Source organism: Williamsia sp. MIQD14, from assembly GCF_051025635.1.
GTDB lineage: Bacteria > Actinomycetota > Actinomycetes > Mycobacteriales > Mycobacteriaceae > Williamsia_A.
Map to the genome: position 1 here is coordinate 582,694 of NZ_JBPFDG010000001.1, position 18,558 is coordinate 601,251.

General features: G+C 68.1%; 18 protein-coding genes. 9 read left to right on the plus strand and 9 right to left on the minus strand.

What is annotated here, in order from left to right; genetic code table 11:
- Positions 1-8: 8 nt before the first annotated feature.
- From ACQ7HM_RS02515 to ACQ7HM_RS02535, 5 genes are all read right to left on the minus strand, one after another.
- Entirely contained in the window at positions 9-824 is an 816-nt protein-coding gene (locus ACQ7HM_RS02515) for a hypothetical protein (protein WP_434214657.1), read from the minus strand.
- Positions 821-1,225, minus strand: a complete 405-nt coding sequence (locus ACQ7HM_RS02520; protein ID WP_434214658.1) for a hypothetical protein — start codon at positions 1,223-1,225, stop codon at positions 821-823. Before ACQ7HM_RS02520 ends, ACQ7HM_RS02515 begins: the two co-directional genes overlap by 4 nt.
- 92 nt (positions 1,226-1,317) lie before the next feature.
- Positions 1,318-1,947 carry a glycosyltransferase family 2 protein gene (locus tag ACQ7HM_RS02525; protein ID WP_434214659.1) on the minus strand — a complete coding sequence of 210 codons (630 nt, stop codon included), beginning with the start codon at positions 1,945-1,947 and terminating at the stop codon, positions 1,318-1,320.
- A 52-nt stretch (positions 1,948-1,999) separates the two neighbouring features.
- Positions 2,000-3,562 carry an acyl-CoA synthetase gene (locus ACQ7HM_RS02530; RefSeq protein ID WP_434214660.1) on the minus strand — a complete coding sequence of 521 codons (1,563 nt, stop codon included), beginning with the start codon at positions 3,560-3,562 and terminating at the stop codon, positions 2,000-2,002.
- A 27-nt stretch (positions 3,563-3,589) separates the two neighbouring features.
- Positions 3,590-4,645 carry an LLM class F420-dependent oxidoreductase gene (locus ACQ7HM_RS02535; RefSeq protein ID WP_434214661.1) on the minus strand — a complete coding sequence of 352 codons (1,056 nt, stop codon included), beginning with the start codon at positions 4,643-4,645 and terminating at the stop codon, positions 3,590-3,592.
- Between the two features lie 76 nt (positions 4,646-4,721).
- Here ACQ7HM_RS02535 and ACQ7HM_RS02540 point away from each other — a divergent pair, with 76 nt between their 5' ends.
- From ACQ7HM_RS02540 to ACQ7HM_RS02555, 4 genes are all read left to right on the plus strand, one after another.
- Positions 4,722-5,729: a Zn-ribbon domain-containing OB-fold protein gene (locus tag ACQ7HM_RS02540; protein ID WP_434215608.1), complete on the plus strand. Its 1,008-nt coding sequence runs from the start codon at positions 4,722-4,724 to the stop codon at positions 5,727-5,729.
- Between the two features lie 11 nt (positions 5,730-5,740).
- Complete coding sequence (locus tag ACQ7HM_RS02545; protein WP_434214662.1) at positions 5,741-6,787, plus strand: thiolase domain-containing protein; 1,047 nt, start codon at positions 5,741-5,743, stop codon at positions 6,785-6,787.
- Positions 6,787-7,956 (plus strand): thiolase domain-containing protein, encoded by a 1,170-nt coding sequence (locus tag ACQ7HM_RS02550; RefSeq protein ID WP_434214663.1) that lies wholly within the window; start codon positions 6,787-6,789, stop codon positions 7,954-7,956. Before ACQ7HM_RS02545 ends, ACQ7HM_RS02550 begins: the two co-directional genes overlap by 1 nt.
- A 61-nt stretch (positions 7,957-8,017) precedes the next feature.
- Positions 8,018-8,470: a nuclear transport factor 2 family protein gene (locus ACQ7HM_RS02555; RefSeq protein WP_434214664.1), complete on the plus strand. Its 453-nt coding sequence runs from the start codon at positions 8,018-8,020 to the stop codon at positions 8,468-8,470.
- 4 nt (positions 8,471-8,474) lie between these two features.
- Here ACQ7HM_RS02555 and bla read toward each other — a convergent pair whose 3' ends face one another.
- Together bla and ACQ7HM_RS02565 are read right to left on the minus strand one after the other, a co-directional pair.
- Entirely contained in the window at positions 8,475-9,371 is an 897-nt protein-coding gene (gene bla, locus ACQ7HM_RS02560) for a class A beta-lactamase (protein WP_434214665.1), read from the minus strand.
- Between the two features lie 45 nt (positions 9,372-9,416).
- Positions 9,417-10,664: a cytochrome P450 gene (locus ACQ7HM_RS02565; protein ID WP_434214666.1), complete on the minus strand. Its 1,248-nt coding sequence runs from the start codon at positions 10,662-10,664 to the stop codon at positions 9,417-9,419.
- Between the two features lie 165 nt (positions 10,665-10,829).
- Here ACQ7HM_RS02565 and ACQ7HM_RS02570 point away from each other — a divergent pair, with 165 nt between their 5' ends.
- From ACQ7HM_RS02570 to ACQ7HM_RS02590, 5 genes are all read left to right on the plus strand, one after another.
- Complete coding sequence (locus ACQ7HM_RS02570) at positions 10,830-11,996, plus strand: steroid 3-ketoacyl-CoA thiolase (RefSeq protein WP_434214667.1); 1,167 nt, start codon at positions 10,830-10,832, stop codon at positions 11,994-11,996.
- Positions 11,997-12,008: 12 nt separating this feature from the next.
- Positions 12,009-12,506 carry a nitroreductase family deazaflavin-dependent oxidoreductase gene (locus ACQ7HM_RS02575; RefSeq protein ID WP_434214668.1) on the plus strand — a complete coding sequence of 166 codons (498 nt, stop codon included), beginning with the start codon at positions 12,009-12,011 and terminating at the stop codon, positions 12,504-12,506.
- A gap of 100 nt (positions 12,507-12,606) precedes the next feature.
- Positions 12,607-13,974, plus strand: coding sequence for a WS/DGAT/MGAT family O-acyltransferase (locus ACQ7HM_RS02580; protein WP_434215609.1), 1,368 nt, complete (start codon positions 12,607-12,609; stop codon positions 13,972-13,974).
- 44 nt (positions 13,975-14,018) lie between these two features.
- Complete coding sequence (locus ACQ7HM_RS02585; RefSeq protein WP_434214669.1) at positions 14,019-14,681, plus strand: GNAT family N-acetyltransferase; 663 nt, start codon at positions 14,019-14,021, stop codon at positions 14,679-14,681.
- 1 nt (position 14,682) lies between these two features.
- The gene (locus ACQ7HM_RS02590; RefSeq protein WP_434214670.1) at positions 14,683-15,051 is read left to right on the plus strand and encodes a DUF1304 domain-containing protein; all 369 of its coding nucleotides are present in this window, start codon (positions 14,683-14,685) and stop codon (positions 15,049-15,051) included.
- 27 nt (positions 15,052-15,078) lie between these two features.
- Here the strand turns inward: ACQ7HM_RS02590 and katG are convergent, their stop codons facing one another.
- Together katG and ACQ7HM_RS02600 are read right to left on the minus strand one after the other, a co-directional pair.
- Positions 15,079-17,349, minus strand: a complete 2,271-nt coding sequence (gene katG, locus ACQ7HM_RS02595) for a catalase/peroxidase HPI (protein ID WP_434214671.1) — start codon at positions 17,347-17,349, stop codon at positions 15,079-15,081.
- Positions 17,350-17,487: 138 nt separating this feature from the next.
- Positions 17,488-18,531, minus strand: a complete 1,044-nt coding sequence (locus tag ACQ7HM_RS02600; RefSeq protein WP_434214672.1) for an NAD(P)-dependent alcohol dehydrogenase — start codon at positions 18,529-18,531, stop codon at positions 17,488-17,490.
- Positions 18,532-18,558 lie beyond the last annotated feature (27 nt).

The window sequence follows — 18,558 nt, forward strand, 5'->3', positions numbered from 1 at the left end:
GACAACGGCTACCCGGTGTAGAACAACAGCAGTGCGTGCGCGGGATCGGCGGCGTTGCCGATGTTGGCGACAGCCAGGATGGCCACACCGACGCCGACGAGCCCGAACACCGCGCCGACGAGTACTGTGGCACGGCGTCCCGATCGGTCGGTGCGGGCGGTCACGAGGAACGACCGCGCGGCGATCACAGCGAGAACCGCAGCGGCACAGGCCACGACGACCGCGCACACCGCCAGCACAGCGTGGTAGGTGCCGAAGTCGTCGATCATGCGAGCGAGCGCGGAGCGCGATGTGTCCCCGGCCTGTAGCTGCTGCGCCACCTGGCCCCGAACCTGCCGGAGCGCGGGGTCACGGCCCGACATGGGGACCAGGGAGAGCGCCGACGACAGCGGTGCGATCGCGCCCTGCACGTTGGCCATGAGCAGGAACACGGCGCCGAGCCCACCGGCGGCCGCCACCGTTCCCGCCACACCGGCGAAGCGCCGTCGCCTGACGGTCACCGTGCCGTCGACGAACGACCTCCACATCCGGGTCGCCAACACCGCCAGCACCACCACCAGGAGTCCGGCGGCAACGGCTTTCACGATGTGGAAGCGCATCCAGTAGTCGACCAGGTCGCTCATCCCGGCCGCGCGGGTGAGGTCGCCGGCACGCCAGAACGCGACGAAATCATCTCCGGCCCAGCGGGACAATGCAGCCTCACCCGGGATGCCGCGACCGGTCAGCCAGAACGGAGCTACGACGAACGCGATCGCGAGCAACAGTGCGACGACTGCGAGGGACCGCGAACCGAGCAACCGACCGCCGACACGAGGACCCGTCATCGCGGATCGTCGTCCACGACGATCGAGGGCAGTCCTGATCCGACCGGATCGAGAACAGCGCGGGAACGTGTCCCCCACCGTTCGTGCGCCGATTGGCGACTCATCCCGGTCGCTCGACCTATCGCGGCCCACGGCGCGCCCAGCACTCGGAGCACCACGACCGTCTCGACGCCGTCGAGTCCCGCGGCGACCTGGATGCGCAGGCTGAGCAGATGCCAGGCGATCGACCGTTGCGCCGGTGTCGCGGTCGACTGTTCGGCTTCCCACTCGGGAGTGCCCGGGAGTGGGCCGGTACCGATGACATCGTCGGAACACCGACCCGCCTGCTCTGCCGCCGCCGCCGTGACCGCCCGGATATGGCCGGCGATGTCGACCTCACAGGCCGTATCGATGTAGGGCACCGCGCCCCCCTTTCGTCAGGTACAGCCTGACAGTGACGCCCGGTGCGTGTCAAGCAGACGCTGACGCTCATCTCTGCCTCGAGCCGGAGGTCTCAGTACCCGTGACCGGACCGCACTCCGTCGTGCTCGACTCGGATGCCGGGGAGATACCCGAACCTGTATCCGCCGCGAAGCAGGTTGCGTCGCTTCCTGTCCTCCGACCAGCGAGCGCGCGGCCAGCCGGCGGCGAACACCGATCCCCGCCAGACGGACGGGTTGCCGGTGAACGTGGCCTCGTGTTCGATGACGCCGTTGATCTCGCGGAACGTGTGACCCTTTGCCTGGAGCGCTTCGATCACACCACCGTGTTCGTGCTCCACGGAGAAGTGAGGACCACGGAGCAGGGCGAGCTGCGCGAGGTACGGCCGACGGGTGAGGATGTCGGCCATGTGGTCGAGATCGATGTCGGTCACCGCGACGAAATCCTCTTCCCACCACAGGGACGTCTCCCCCTCGGCGGCGGCACAGGCGGCTCTCATCGCTTTCCCGTAGCCGGACGCGCCGGTCTCCACGACGGTCCCGAATGATCGCAGCCAATCGGCGTTCTCGCGGTCACCCGAGTCGTCGATGAACACGAACTCCGTGATGCCGGTGGCGTGCGTGCGGACGGAGTCCAGCGCGCGTTCGATGTAGTGCCGTCTGCGGTACGTCCCGATGATCGCCTTCATCGATTCGAGCCTCACACGAGAAACGTACAAACGTCAAGGAGGGCTGGAGGCGCTGCCCTCCCGTACCTCAGATGGCGCGCTCGGCCTTCGCCCAGTACGGATCGCGCAATTTGCGTTTGTAGAGCTTGCCGTTGTCGTCACGCGGCATCTCGTCGACGTAGTCGATGGAGCGGGGCAGTTTGAACTTCGCCAGGCGGGCGCGGGCGTACTCCATCAGCTCGCTGGTCAACGCGTCGTCCCCGGCGACACCGTCGGCGGGCAACACCACGGCCTTGATCTCCTCGCCCCAATCACTGTGCGGGACACCGAAGACGGCGACATCGGCGACCTTGGGATGCACCACGAGCTCACCCTCGATCTCGGCCGGGTAGATGTTGACGCCGCCGGAGATGATCATGTCGTTCTTACGGTCGAGCAGGTAGAGGAAGCCTTCGTCGTCCATGTAGCCGATGTCGCCGGTGGTGAACATGTTTCCGACGCGCGCCCTCTGCGTCTTCTCCTTGTCCTTGTAGTACTCGAACGACGAACCCTTCATCTCCATGTACACCTGGCCGCTCTCGCCGCGCGGGACCTCGTTGCCGTCGTCGTCGAGGACCTTGACGACCGAGTACGACCACGCCTTGCCCACCGACCCCGGGTGGGTGAGCCACTCGTCGCCGAAGATCGTGGTTCCGCCGCCCTCGGTGGCGGCGTAGTACTCGGTGACCACGGGCCCCCACCACTCGAGCATCTGCTGCTTCACCTCGCGCGGACACGGTGCTGCGCCGTGGATCATGTTGCGCAGCGACGACACGTCGTACCTCGCGCGCACCTCCTCGGGGAGTGCGAGCAGGCGACGGAACTGGGTGGGCACCATGTGGCTGTGGGTCACGCGGTGCTTCTCGATCAGTCGCAGCATCTCCTCGGGATCCCACTTGTCCATCAGAACCACGGTGTGGCCCAACTGGATCGAGATCATGACGAAGTTGACGACCGCCGTGTGGTAGAGCGGCGACCCGCAGATGTGCACGTGGGCGTCGTGCGGCACGAGCCCCATCACGCCGAAGAACCCGATGCCGCCCATCGCGGCCTGCTCGGGCGCGACACCGGGCAACGGTCGCCGGACGCCCTTCGGCTTACCGGTGGTTCCCGAGGTGTAGAGCATCGGCGCACCGGTGGTCCGGTCCGACGGCTCAGAGTCGTCGACGTCGGCGATCAGGTCGTCGAGAGCGCCGAACCCGTCGATCGACCCGTGTGCGAACAGGTCGGTGGCAGCCATGCCGGCCTCACGGGCCGCGATGGCGGCGGACTCGGCGAAGCGCTCGTCGGCGACGAAGATCTTGGCCTCGCTGTCGCCGAGAATGTAGGCGATCTCGGGTCCGGTCAGGTGCCAGTTCACCGGGGCGAGGTACAGCCCGATCTGCAGTGCGGCGAACTGCAGGCACACCGTCTCGATGCTGTTGGGCATGGCGATCACGAGGGTGTCGCCGGTCGACAGACCGTGCGCACGCATCCCGTTGGCGAGTCGATTGGCCCGCGAGACGAGCTCACCGTAGGAGATCTGGGCGCCCGACGGATCGATGAGTGCGACCGCTTCGGGTGTCGCCCGAGCGATGTTCCACAGACCTATCGGAGCTTGTTTGTCCGCCATCTGCGACCTCCACAATGAGAACGTGTTCTACCTGACGGGGTCAGAGTAGACCAGAGCCCCCAACTCGCGAACAAGGTCGACCGAGCGGGCGGTCACCATGAGCATCGAGACACCTGCAGATTCCCACCGGCCGATCTCCGCGCGGACCTCGTCGGCGGTGCCGACGATCATCGTCTCGCGCACCATCTCGTCGGGGACTGCGGCGACGGCGGCCTCCTTCCGGCCGGCCCGGAAGTGCGAGCCGATCTCGTCGACGGCGTCGCCATAGCCCATCCGCCGGTAGACCTCGGCGTGGAAATTGAGCTCCTCGGCGCCCATCCCACCGACGTAGAGCGCGGTGCTGGGCTTGTAGCGGGCTATCGCGGCGGGCACGTCGTCGGTGATCTCCACCTGCACCGTCGCCGCGACCTCGAACTCGTCGCGCGTACGGCGCGCACCCGGTCGTGCCATGCCCTCGGCGAGACATTCCTCGTAGTGGTCGGCCAGGCGCGGCGTGTAGTAGATCGCGAGCCAGCCGTCGGCGATCTCGCCGGTCAGGGCGATATTCTTGGGTCCCTCGGCCCCCAGCCAGATGGGGATGTCGCTGCGCAGCGGGTGCGTGATCGGCTTCAGCGACTTGCCGAGACCGGTCGATCCGGGCGCGTCGGCCGGGTACGGCAGCCGATAGTGCGGGCCGTCGTTGGTGACCTTGCCCTCGCGGGCGAGGACATCCCGGATGACCTGCACGTATTCACGCGTCCGGGCCAGCGGCTTCGCGAACGGCTGCCCATACCAGCCCTCCACCACCTGTGGACCCGAGACACCGAGTCCGAGGATGTGGCGACCGCCGCTGAGATGGTCGACGGTCAGCGCATGCATGGCGACCGACGTCGGCGGCCGGGCCGCGATCTGCGCGACCGCGGTGCCGAGCCGAACCCTGGTTGTCGCGCTCCCCCACCACGCCAGCGGGGTGAACGCATCCGACCCCCACGACTCGGCGGTGAAGACGGCGTCGAAGCCGGATTCCTCGGCCGCGGCGATGAGCTCCGGCGCGTTGTCGATGGGGCCGGCGCCCCAGTAGCCGAGCTGGAGTCCGAGCTTCATGAGCGACCATCTTCCCTCGAGGCGAAGGCGCTTCCTTGCGCCCATTTCTAGAACCTGTTCTACTCCATGGGTGACCATCAGTGAGACCACGCCCGGGTACGTCACCGCGGCGAGAGCGCAGGTGCCCGAACCGGCGACACCGGTGCTCTCGGCCCCGTTGAGGAACAGCTTCGACTACACCCGCTCGCTCGGCCCGGTGTTGACGAGATTCGCCGAGGGGTTGCTCGCCGGCGAGATCGTCGGCGGCAGGTCCGCCGACGGTCGCGTGATCGTCCCGCCGAGTGAATTCGACCCGGCGTCCGGTGCACCGACGACCGAGTTCCTCACCGTCGGACCCGCCGGGGTGATCACGACGTGGTCGTGGCAACCGGAGCCACTGCCCGGGCAGCCGCTGTCCGAGCCGTTCGCGTGGGCGCTGATCCGGCTCGACGGCGCCGACACCGACACCCTGCACGCGGTGCGTGTGAGCACCCCCGACGAGATCACCTCCGGTGCACGCGTCGTGCCGGTGTGGTCGGACCAGCGCACCGGGCGCATCGACGACATCTCGTGGTTCGTCCTCGGCGACACCGCGGCCGACGCTCCCGCCAACGCCGGCGAGGGCCCGGCCACACCGGGGATGATCACCACCCCGATCGGTCTCGAGATCGACCACACCGCGACCGTCGAGGAGAGCTGGTACCTCGAAGGCCTCAAGAACGGCAAGCTCTACGGCAACCGCACCGCCGACGGGGTCTATTTCCCTCCGCGACAGGCGAGTCCGGCCACCGGCGAGCCGGCGGGTGAGCGGGTGGAGCTGCCCGATCACGGCATCATCACCACGTTCTGCATCGTCAACGTGCCGTTCCTCGGACAGCAGATCAAGCCCCCGTACGTCGCGGCCTACGTGCTGCTCGACGGCGCCGACATCGGCTTCCTGCACCTCATCCTCGACGTGGAGGCGAGCGAGGTCCGGATGGGGATGCGCGTGCAGGCCGTCTGGCGTGACGAATCCGAATGGGATCACACGCTGCGCAACATCAGTCATTTCCGTCCGACCGGGGAACCCGATGCGGACTACGACTCCTACAAGAACCATCTGTGAGAGATGAGCCAGTGAACATGCCCCGGATCGCGATCATCGGTTTCGCGCACAGCCCGCACGTGAAGCAGACGTTCGGCACCACCAACGGTGTCGAGATGTTGATGCCGTGCTTCGCCAAGCTCTACGCCGAGCTCGGCATCAGCCGCACCGACATCGACTTCTGGTGCAGCGGATCGTCGGATTACCTGGCGGGACGGGCGTTCTCGTTCATCTCCGCCATCGACTCGATCGGCGCGGTCCCGCCGATCAACGAGTCACACGTCGAGATGGACGCCGCCTGGGCCGCATACGAGGCGTGGGTGAAGATCGCCACCGGCGAGGTCGACCTGGCCCTGGCCTACGGATTCGGCAAGACCTCCGCCGGCACCATGGATCTCACCCTGGCCCTGCAGACCGATCCGTACACCGTCGCGCCGCTCTGGCCCGACGCACGGTCGCTGGCCGCGCTGCAGGCCCGCGCGGGACTGGAGTCGGGGGCGTGGTCCGAGGCCGACATGGCCGCCGTCGCCGCCCGTACCACCGGTTCCTCGGTCGAGGATCTCCTCGCCGCGCCGTTCGTCGCCGATCCGCTTCGTGCGCACGACCTCTCGCGGTACACCGACGGTGCGGCCGCGGTGATCCTCGCGTCGGAGGACCGGGCGCGAGAACTCGTCGCGAACCCGGCGTGGATCACCGGATGGGATCATCGCATCGACTCGCCGAACTTCGGTGCGCGCGACCTCACCGACTCCCCCTCCACCCGCCTGGCGGCCGACGCCGCGCTGGGCGACCACCGCGCGGTCGACGTCGCCGAGATCTACGCGCCGTTCACCCATCAGGAACTCATCCTGCGTCGGGCCATGGACCTGCCCGACTCGGTGCGGATCAACCCGTCCGGCGGCGCGTTGGCCGCCAACCCGATGTTCGCCGCGGGACTGGAGCGCGTCGGCTTCGCGGCCTCGGCCATCCTCGCAGGCGAGGCGAACACCGCGGTGGCCCACGCCACCAGCGGTCCACTGCTGCAACAGAACATGGTGGTCGCGCTCTCCAGCGACGCTGCTGCCGGAGATGAGAACTGATGGGGCGCAATCGCGCGGCGGTCATCGGGACCGGCCAGACCAAATACGTGGCCAAGCGGCACGACGTCACCATGGCGGCGATGTGCCGCGAGGCCATCGATGCGGCACTCGCCGACTCCGGGTACACGATGGACGACATCGACGCCGTGGTGGTCGGCAAGGCACCCGATCTCTTCGAGGGCGCCATGATGCCCGAGCTCGCCATGGCCGAACATCTCGGCGCCGTCGGAAAACGACTCATCCGTGTGCACACCGCCGGCTCGGTGGGTGCCTCGACCGCGGTCGTCGCCTCGTCGTTGATCAGCAGCGGTGTGCACCGCCGGGTGCTGGCGGTGGCGTGGGAGAAGCAGTCGGAGTCGAACGCCATGTGGGCGTTGTCGATCCCCGTCCCGTTCACCATGCCGGTCGGCGCGGGTGCCGGCGGGTTCTTCGCACCGCACGTGCGTTCCTACATCCGGCAGTCCGGGGCACCCGAGCACATCGGGGCGATGGTCGCGGCGAAGGACAGGCGCAACGGCGCCAAGAACCCCCTGGCGCATCTGCATCAGCCCGACATCAGCGTCGAGTCGGTGATGGCCTCGCAGATGCTGTGGGATCCGATCCGCTACGACGAGACCTGCCCCTCCTCCGACGGCGCCTGCGCGGTGATCATCGGTGACGAACAGGCCGCCGACGACGCCGTCGCGGCGGGCACCCCGGTCGCGTGGATCCACGCCACGGCGATGCGCACCGAACCGCTCTCCTACGCCCACCGCAACCAGGTGAGCCCGCAGGCAGGACGCGACGCGTCGGCGGCGCTGTGGAAGGCTGCCGGCATCACCGACCCACTCGAGGAGGTCGACACCGCAGAGATCTACGTCCCCTTCTCGTGGTTCGAGCCGATGTGGTTGGAGAACCTGGGTTTCGCCGCACAGAACGAGGGATGGAAGCTCACCGAGAAGGGGGAGACGGACTTCGGCGGACGGATGCCGGTGAACACCTCCGGCGGTGTGCTGTCGTCGAACCCCATCGGCGCGTCGGGGATGATCCGCGTCGCCGAGGCGGCGATCCAGGTGCAGGGCAAGGCGGGCGACCACCAGGTTCCCGACGTCCGGAAGGCCTTCGGCCACGCCTACGGCGGTGGGTCGCAGTACTTCTCCATGTGGCTGGTGGGTGCGGAGAAGCCATGACCACGACGACGGAGTTTCGTAGCAGCCCACCATGTCGTGTCACAGTGGGTGCGGAGAAGCCATGAGTGCTGATGCACAGGGCAAGCCGGCGTATCTCGACATCGACCGCGCGAACAACCCGGCCGTCGTGGCCGGACGGGTCTCGCGGGAAATGGTGGCGGTTCGGGACAAGCAGGGGTGGCTCGACAACTTCGCCGAGAACGCCGTGGTGGAGGACCCGGTGGGTCCGTCGATGTTCGACGAACACGGAGCCGGTCACCGCGGCCGTGACGCCATCTCCGCGTTCTGGGACATGACGATCGCGACCACCGAGCGACTCGATTTCGAGTTCGACGAGGAGATCATCTGCGGCAACGAGGTCGCCTACATCGGGCGCATCGTCAGCCACATCGGCGGTCACGTCACCACCTCACGGGGTGTGTTCACCTATCGCGCCGATGCCGACGGCAAACTCGTTGCCCTGCGCGCCTTCTGGGAGGTCCAGAAAACAATGGAGTCGCTGCGCCCCGAGTGACCCATCAGCCGGCGCGGGCCACGCGCGCGGCGACGCGGGCGATCACCGCATCGGCGGCCGCGGCGTCGGGGATGTCGCGCGCACTGCGCGTCTGGACGACGAGCAGGATGCGCTGACCACCGGGACCGATGAGGATCCCCGCGTCGTTCGCGCTGCCGTAGTCGCCGGTTCCCGTCTTGTCGGCGGTCGTCCATCCCGTGGGCAGGTCGGCACGGAACCGTTTGTCGGATGTACGGGTGCCGCGCATCCAGCCCACCAGAGTCGTGCGATCACGGGGGTCGAGTCGGGTGCCCACCATCACCGCCCGCAATCCGGTCGCCCAAGCCTGCGGGACGGTGGTGTCGCGGATGTCGCCGGGGAACGCTGTGTTGAGCGAGGTCTCCGTGCGCACCATGAGTGTGGCCGGGTCGCCGGCGCTGCGCGCGAACGCCGTCATCCCACGTGGTCCTCCGATCGCGGTGAACATGAGGTTGGCTGCGGTGTTGTCGCTGAGGTGCAGTGCGGCGACGGCGATCTCGGGGTAGGTCATGCTCCCGCCGACGTGCTTCCCGGTCTCCGGGGAGTTGGCGACGATGTCGCTCGCGCGCACGGGAACCCGCGCGGTCAGCGACAGACGTCCATGTCGGGCGGCGTCGAGGACGGCGGCGGCGAGGTACACCTTCGACATCGACAGCACCGGGAAGCGACGGTCGGCGCCGACGGAGGCGATGACCCGTCCGGTGCGCAGGTCGCGCGCCCACACCCCGATCGACACCCCGGCCCGCGCCGCATCCGCACGGATCTGCGTGGAGACGGACGGGGTGGAGATGGGTGGGGCGGCCTGCGCCGGAGGGGCGACCAGCGCCGACACGGCGCCGACGATCACGAGCAGGACGACCGCGAGAGACCTGGTGGTACGCACGGCGAACAGTATGCATGGCGCCCCATCCCGCGGGGAACCGTTCGGTCAGGCGTAGCGGACCTGCATCTCCTTGATGCCGTTGATCCAACCGTGGCGCAGGAACCGCGGATCGGCGACCTTGGTGATGTCGGGCATGTGGTCGGCGATGGCGTTGAAGATGAGGTTGATCTCCATGCGCGCCAGGTTCGCACCGACGCAGTAGTGCGCGCCGTGTCCACCGAAACCGACGTGCGGGTTGGGATCCCGGGTGATGTCGAAGGTGAACGGGTCGGTGAACACCGACTCGTCGTAATTGGCGGAACCGTAGAACATGCCCACCCGATCACCCTTGCGGATCGTCACGCCACCGAGTTCGAGGTCGCGGCGGGCGGTGCGTTGGAAGCAGTTGACCGGGGTGGCCCAGCGGACGATCTCGTCGGCCGTCGTCGTCGGCCGCTCCCGCTTGAACAACTCCCACTGGTCGGGGTGGTCGAGGAAGGCATCCATCCCGCGCGAGATGGCGTTGCGGGTGGTCTCGTTGCCGGCGACGGTCAACATGATGAAGAAGTACCCGAACTCGATCTCGTCGAGCGCGAGACCGTCCATGTCGGCGTGCACGAGTTCGGTGACGATGTCCTCCATCGGGCAGGCCTTGCGCGCCTCTGCCATCTGATAGGCGTAGCCCAGGATCTCCGCGGCCGCGATCTGACCGTCGTCGGCGAACTCGGGGTCGTCGTAGTTCATCATCGCGTTCGACCACGCGAACAGCTTCTGCCGATCCTCCTGCGGCACACCGAGGAGATCGGCGATGGCCTGCAGCGGCAGCTCGACGGCGACGTCGTGGACGAAGTCACCGACACCACCCTTCGCGGCGGCCTCGGAGACGATCTGGCGCGCCCGGTCGGCGAGGCCCTCCTCCAACGCGTGCACGGCCTTCGGGGTGAACGTCTTCGACACCAACTTGCGCAGACGCGTGTGCTCGGGCGGGTCGTGGTTGATGACGAGCGCCTTGGTGATCTCGAGCTGTTCGGGATCCATGTCGTCGTCGTAGCGGATGATCACGCCGTTGTCGTTGGCCGACCACAGCTCGTTGTTCTTGGAGATGGCGCGGATGTGTTCGTGCTTGGTCACCACCCAGTAGCCGCCGTCACGGAATCCGCCGCCCTTGCCTTCGGCCTGGGCGTTCCACCAGATCGGCGCGGTCTGGCGCAGTTGCGCGAAGAGCTCGGCCGGGATGCCCTTCTGCAGCAGGTCGGGGTCGGTGAAGTCGAACCCTTCGCCGAACACCGGACAGGAATTCTGCGTACTGGTCATGGCGACCACCTCTTCGGGACTGGCATGAACGTGTTGCAGTTTCGATTGAAACACTGTTTGCCCAGCTTGACCATCGGTTCGGCCGTCCGAGATGGACTGAAACGGAAACTTGTTCTAGTTTTGCCTCAGTAGTCGAGTCGCAGACAGTCGAGAAGAGGGTTCACGATGGGCGTGCCGGTGATCGTCGAGGCAGTACGGACCCCGATCGGGAAGCGGGCCGGATGGCTGTCCGGGCTGCATGCCGCCGAGATCCTGGGGGCGGCGCAGCGGGGTGTCATCGAACGCGCCGAGATCGATCCCGCCCTCGTCGAGCAGGTGATCGGCGGATGCGTGATGCAGGTCGGCGCGCAGGGCAACAACATCACCCGCACCGCCTGGTTGCACGCCGGACTGCCGTGGCAGACCGGCGCCACCACCGTCGACTGCCAGTGCGGGTCGGCGCAGCAGGCCAACCACCTCGTAGCCGGCCTGATCGCCACCGACACCATCGACGTCGGGATCGCGTGCGGCATCGAAGCGATGTCGCAGGTCCCGTTGGGCGCCAACGTGATGCTGGAGGGCGCGGGCGAACGTCGCCCCGCCTCGTGGGACATCGACATGCCCGACCAGTTCACCGCCGCCGAGCGCATCGCGCAGCGCCGCGGCATCACCCGCGCCGACACCGACGCCCTCGGTGAACGCAGCCAGCGACTGGCGAAACAGGCCTGGGACGAGGGACGTTTCGATCGCGAGGTCATCGCGATGAAGGCGCCGGAACGCGCGCGGTCCGGCGAGCTCACCGGCGAGATGCTCGACGTGACCCGCGATCAGGGCCTGCGCGACACCACCCTGGAATCGCTGGCCAACCTGACACCCGTCATCGACGGGGGCATCCACACCGCGGGCACGTCGTCGCAGGTGTCCGACGGTGCCGCGGCGGTGCTGCTGATGGACGAGGCCAAGGCGCGCGCACTCGGTCTCACACCACGCGCCCGGCTGCGGGCGCAGGTGCTCGTCGGCGCCGAGCCGTACTACCACCTCGACGGCCCGGTGCAGGCGACCGAGAAGGTGCTCGCCAAAGCGGGTATGTCGATGTCCGACATCGACCGCTTCGAGGTCAACGAGGCCTTCGCCTCGGTCCTGCTCAGCTGGGCCTCGGTGCACCAGCCCGACATGGATCGCGTCAACGTCAACGGCGGCGCCATCGCCCTCGGGCATCCGGTGGGCAGCACCGGATCGCGGCTGCTCACCACCGCGCTGCACGAACTCGAGCGCAGTGACTCCGAGACCGCGCTCATCACCATGTGCGCCGGCGGCGCTCTGTCGACCGGGACAATCTTGGAACGGATCTGAGAGACTGTTCCAATGACGTCCGACAACAAGACCCCCCGCGCCAAGCCGGGCGCCCTCGACTCGGCGGCCGTGGGAGCGATCCTCAAGTGGGGGTCGAAAGCCAACACTGCTCTCTATAAGGCGACCGGCGGTCGACTCGGCGCGAAGTGGCGCATCGGCGGCGGCTTCCGCAAACCGGTACCGGTGTGTCTGCTGACGACGACCGGCCGCAAGACCGGCGAGAAGCGGACCGTGCCGTTGCTGTGTCTGCGCGACGGCGACGCCGTGGTGCTGATCGCCTCGCAGGGCGGCCGGAAGAACCATCCGCTCTGGTACCTCAACCTCGTCGCCGACCCCGACGTCACGATCCAGATCCGCGACGACACCCGGCGGTACGTCGCCCGCACCGCCGACGCGGGAGAGCGCGAACGCCTGTGGCCGCGCTACGCCGAGATCTACGCCGACGTCGACCAGTATCAGGAGTGGGCCGACCGCACGATCCCGCTCGTGATCTGCGAGCCGGTGGGCTGAAACCCGACATCGGGCCACCCGCTCCCGGGATTTGAGCCACACGTTCCGGAAACGACGTCGGCGACGTCGGGGAGCGGACACAATGGCACGGGTGAACTACATGCCCCCGACAGACGCCATGTTCCTGCTGGCCGAATCACGCGAGCACCCGATGCACGTCGGTGGACTGCAACTGTTCACCCCGCCCGAGGACGCCGGGCCCGACTACGTGATGCAGATGCTCGCCGCCATCCGCGCCCAGACCGAGGTCTCCGGACGGTTCGCGATGCGCCCCGCCGACCCGGTGAGTTCGGTCGGCAACCTGTGGTGGGCGCAGAACCAGCCCATCGACTTCGACTACCACATCCGACACTCGGCGGTCCCCCGCCCGGGCCGCATCCGCGAGCTGTTCCAGCTGACCTCCCGCTGGCACGGGACCCTGCTCGACCGCCACCGCCCCATGTGGGAGATGCACGTCGTCGAGGGCATCGAGGACGGCCGATTCGCGGTCTACACCAAGGTGCACCACTCGCTGTTCGACGGCGTCTCGGCCCTGCGCAATCTCCAGAACACCCTGACCGAGGACCCGAACGACACCGAGCTGCGCGTGCCGTGGACGCCGAAGGAGCGCCGCCCCAAGCCCTCCGGTGGCGGCTCCTCCTTCAACCCGTTCTCGCTCGTCGGCGACGCGTTCTCGCTGGGCACCAGTGCCGCGGGTCTCGTCCCTGCCGGGCTGAAGGTGCTGCGGCAGGCCTTCGGTGAACACAACTTCACGACCCCGCTCGACGCCCCGAGAACGATCTTCAACACCCCCATCGGCGGCGCACGCCGATTCGTCGCACAGTCGTGGGAGATCGAACGGGTCAAGGCCGTCGGCGATGCGGTGGGCGCCACTCTGAACGACGTGGTGCTCGCGATGTGCAGTGGCGCGCTGCGCAGGTACCTCACCGAACTCGGCGAGCTGCCCGAGAAGTCGCTGACGTCGATGGTCCCGGTGTCGCTGCGTCCCGGCGACTCCGGCGACGGCGGCGGCAACGCCGTCGGAGCGGTGATCGCCTCCCTGGCAACCGATGTCGACGATCCGGTCGACCGGTTGATGGCGATCCGTGAGTCCGTGCAGGCGTCGAAGCGTCTGATGAAGGAACTGAGCCCGACACAGATCCTGCTGCTCAGCGCGGTCAACATGTCCGCGTTGGCGCTGTCGCCCGTGCCCGGGTTCGTGAGCCTCACCAAGCCGCCGTTCAACGTCATCATCTCCAACGTCCCCGGACCGCAGAAACGCATGTACTGGAACGGTTCTCGACTCGACGGCGTCTACCCGGCGTCGATCGTGCTCGACGGACAGGCGCTGAACATCACCTTGACGAGCAACCACGACCAACTCGATTTCGGTATCATCGGATGTCGTCAGACGCTGCCCAGCCTGCAGCGACTCATCCATCACATCGAGGACTCGCTGACCGAACTGGAGAAGGCCGTCTCCGCCTGACGCGACACCCCTCGGGGCCGGGGTGGCTGATCTACGATGACGCCATGACCGATCACGATCGTGCCGCGACCCGTCGCGAGATCACCACCGCCCTGTCGTCCGCCTTCGAACGTCGTCACGAGGTCCTCGACGCCATCGTCGACGCCCCCGACCGCGCCGCGTCGGTGACCGCCATCGCCGAACTGCTGTCGGTGTCGCCGCTGGGCGCCGAGGCCGTGATGGGAATGTCGTTCGAGCAGTTGACCGTCGAGGCCCGGCGGGCCAATCAGGCCGAGCTCGACGACCTCGACAGCCAGCTCACCTTCACCCTCGCCGAGCGCCCCGCCGCGAGCGGCGACTCGGTGACCCTGCGCGCGTTCGACCCCTCCGACGACGCGGACCTGTTCTCGACCCGCACCGCCGAGATCGGTGCGGCGGGCGACGGCTCCGGGAAACCCGCCGCCGGACTCGACGACGAGATCGCGTCGGCCTCGGACCGCATGTTCGCCGAGGAGGCCGCGTGGTTCGTGGCCCACGAGGGGTCGGAGAAGATCGGACTGGTGTTCGGCGAACTCGTCGACGGCGAGGTCAACGTTCGTATCTGGATCCGCCCCGAGCACCGCAAGAAGGGTTACGGCACAGCCGCTCTGCGCGCCTCGCGGTCGGAGATGGCGTCGCACTTCCCCGGCGTGCCCATGGTGGTCCGCGCACCCGGCGCCCCGGCCTGACGTGCCTGTCGCCGCCGCGGTTTTCGCGGGACTGGCCGCCGCACTGCACGTCGCGATCTTCGTGATGGAGTCGGTGTTGTGGACGCGACCGGCCGTCTACCGGCGGTTCGGCCTCGCCTCCGCAGACGAGGCCGCCGCCACGCAGTCGATGGCCTACAACCAGGGCTTCTACAACCTGTTCCTCGCCCTGGGCATCGTCATCGGGATCGCCGTCGGCGGCAGCGTGGGCACCGCGCTCGTCGTCTTCTGCTGCGCGTGCATCGTCGCGGCGGCGGCAGTACTGCTCACGACGGGACTGTCGTATCTGCGCGCCGCCGCGACCCAGGCGTTGTTCGCCGTCGTCGCGCTGGTGCTGTTCGCGGTGCTCTAGACCCCCGCGAGGCTACCCCTTCCGACTTCAGCCCTTCACGACGTCGTAGCGGTCGGACATCATGACGATGTCCCACACCTCGACGAAGTCGTGGACGAAGCGCTCGAGACCGTCACTGCCGGCGTAGACCTCGGCCACCGCGCGCAGCTGCTGGTTCGAGCCGAACAGCAGGTCGTTCCGTGAGGCGTGGAAGCGTGTCTCGCCGGTGTCGCGGTCGTCGACGGTGAACGCCGTCGGCCCCGAGGCGCCCTCGGACCCGTCGGCCGGGGTCCACACGTAGTCCATGCTCGTCACCGCGTCGAAGAAGTCGGTGCTCAACGTGCCGACACGATCGGTGAACACGCCCGTCGCCGAGCCGTCGTGGTTGCAACCCAGCACGCGCAGGCCGCCGGTGAGAGCGACCCACTGCGGCGCCGAGAGGCCCAGCAGCGCGGCGCGGTCGAGGAACATCCGTTCGGGCGCCACCGTCGACACCGAGTGGTACTCGGGGAGGACGTAGTTGCGGAACCCGTCGACGACCGGCGCGAGCCACGCGAACTGCTCGGGATCGGTCTGCTCCTGCGACGCGTCGACGCGGCCCGGGGTGAACGGGACGGTCACGGTCACACCGGCTGCGGCCGCGGCCTTCTCGACCGCGACGCAACCGCCGAGCACGATGATGTCGGCCAGACTGACCGACGTCCCGCTCGACTCCGCGATCTGACGGAGCTGCGCGACGACGTCGACGGTGCGAGCGTTGACCGACCAGTCCTTCTGCGGCGCCAGCGCGAGGCGGGCGCCGTTCGCGCCGCCGCGCTTGTCGGAGACGCGGAAGGTGACCGCCGAGGAGAACGCCGTGTAGGCGAGGTCGGACACCGACAACCCCGAGGCGTCGATGGCCTGCTTGAGCGAGGCGATGTCGGCCTCACCGATGGCCGGGCCGTCGGCGGCGGGCAGCGGGTCCTGCCACGAGAAGTCGTCGGCGGGCACCTCGGGGCCGAGGTAGCGCGACTTGGGTCCCATGTCGCGGTGCGTCAGCTTGAACCACGCCTTGGAGAACTGCTCGGTGAAGTAGTCGAAATCCGACAGGAATCGTTGGCAGATCTCGCGATAGACGGGGTCGACCTTGAGCGCGATGTCGCTCGTCATCATCATGAGCGGTTCGCTGCGGCCCTCGATGTGGGCGTCGGGGGTCTTCGGAGCGTTCGGGTCGGTGGGCGTCCACTGCAGCGCGCCGGCGGGGCTCTGGGTCTTCTCCCACTCGAAGCCGAAGAGGTTCTCGAGGTAGGTGTTGTCCCACGTCGTGGGGTTCTGGGTCCACGATCCCTCGATGCCGTTGGTCATCGTGTTCTCGCCGTTGCCCGCTCCGCGGGGGTTGTGCCAGCCCAGGCCCATGGCCTCGATCGGTGCGATGTCCGGCGGCGCGCCGATCTCCTCGGACGGGACCTTGCCGTGGCTCTTGCCGAACGCGTGGCCACCGGCGATGAGGGCGACGGTCTCCTCGTCGTTCATGGCCATGCGGCCGAACGTGATCCGGATGTCGATCGCCGACGCGGCGGGATCGCCCTCCTGGTTCGGCCCCTCGGGGTTGACGTAGATCAGCGCCTGATGCGATGCGGCGAGCGGCTGCTCGAGTTCGTAGTCGGCGTCACCGGGCTGTCCGGTCCACCGCTTGCTGCGGTCGACCATCGCGTCGTACGACTCGGGGCTGGTGTTGTCGATCCACTCCGCACCCCAGTAGGTCGCGTCGTCGGCCTCCCACGCGTCGCGGCGGCCACCGCCGAAACCGTAGGTGGGGAAACCCATGATCTCCAGCGAGCAGTTGCCCGCGAGGATCATCAGGTCGGCCCACGAGAGGGCGTTGCCGTACTTCTTCTTGATCGGCCACAGCAGGCGACGCGACTTGTCGGTGTTGCCGTTGTCCCACCAGCTGCTGATCGGCGCGAAGCGCTGCAGCGCCTGGCCGGCACCGCCGCGGCCGTCGGCGATGCGGTAGGTCCCCGCCGAGTGCCACGCCATGCGGATCATCTGCGGGCCGTAGTTGCCGTAGTCCGACGGCCACCACGACACCGAGGTGGTGAGGAACTGCTTGATCTCGGTCTTGAGTGCATCGAGGTCGATGGCGGAGAAGGCGGCCTCGTAGTCGAAGTCGCGCAACGGGTTCGCGGCCGGTCCGTCGGCGTGGAGCTGCTCCACGCGCAGCCGGTCGGGGTACCAGTCCGACAGAGTGGGGGTCGAGGTCTGCGCCCCGCCGATGGTGTTGCCTCCGAAGGGACACTTCCCCTCGAGGACCTCGGAGTACTCGGAATATGTGGTCATGGCGGGCACACCTCTCGTCGACGACCGGGGCTGGGTCTCCCTCCATTCATACGCATGCGGGCGCGACCGGGGGGTGAAAGTTGCGACCCTGTGCCCCAGGTATCGGTTCGGACACGAACCGTCGTGACGATCGTCCGGTCACACCGTGTCGAGATCGGACATGTCGAGCACGATGCGATACCGGACGTCGTTGCGCCGGACACGGTCGAGCGCAGTGTCGACATCGCGCGAGGGCAGCACGTCGACATCGGCGAGGATGCCGTGCTCGCCGCAGAACGCCAGCATCTCGCGCGTCGACCGGAGACCGGCACTTCCGCTGCTGCTCAGTCGTTTCCGACCGACGAGCAGGGCCATCGTGTCCACGGTCATCGGACCGAGGTGACCGAGCGCAACGAGGAGGCCGTCGACCGCGGTGATCGCCAGATACGGTTCGACCTCGTGCTCGGAGGAGATCGTGTCGACGACGACGTCGAAGGTGTCCCGCGCGGCCGCCATCTGTTCGTCGTCCGCCGACACGAGGAGCGCGTCGGCGCCGAGTGCACGGGCGTCGACGGCCTTGTCGGCGGACCGACTGATCACGGTGGTCTGCGCGCCGAGCGCGACCGCGAACTTCACCGCGAGATGCCCGAGGCCTCCTAGCCCGGCGACGGCGACACGGGTGGAGGGGCCGACCCCCGCGGCGCGGAGCGGCTCCCAGACGGTGACCCCGGCGCAGAGCAGCGGCGCGGCCGCCGCCGGGTCGAGCGACGCCGGGAGGGGGTGGCAGAAACTGTCGCGCACCACATACTCGCGGGCGTACGCCCCGGCCGTCGTCGAGCCGTCGTGGCGATCGGTGCCGCCGTAGGTGAGGGTCGGGAACTCCCGACACCAGTTCTCCTGCCCGGCGCGACAGTGCGTGCAGATCCCGCACGAATCGACGATGTTGCCGACGGCCACCGCATCGCCGGGGCGCAGGTCGGTCACCTCGTCACCCACAGCGGTCACGGTGCCGGTGAACTCGTGTCCCGGGACCACCGATTGTCCGGCCGCGAGGCCGTCGATGCTGTGCAGATCCGTGTGGCAGACCCCGCAGAAGTCGATGCGGACGGCGACGTCGTCGCCGCGGAGGTCTCGACGGGTGAGTGTGGTGCGCCTGCCCCCGCCGTTGCCGGTGTCGAACGTCCACGCCGCGGTCTCTCGCATGATCACTCCTCAAACAGAACGGTTGGT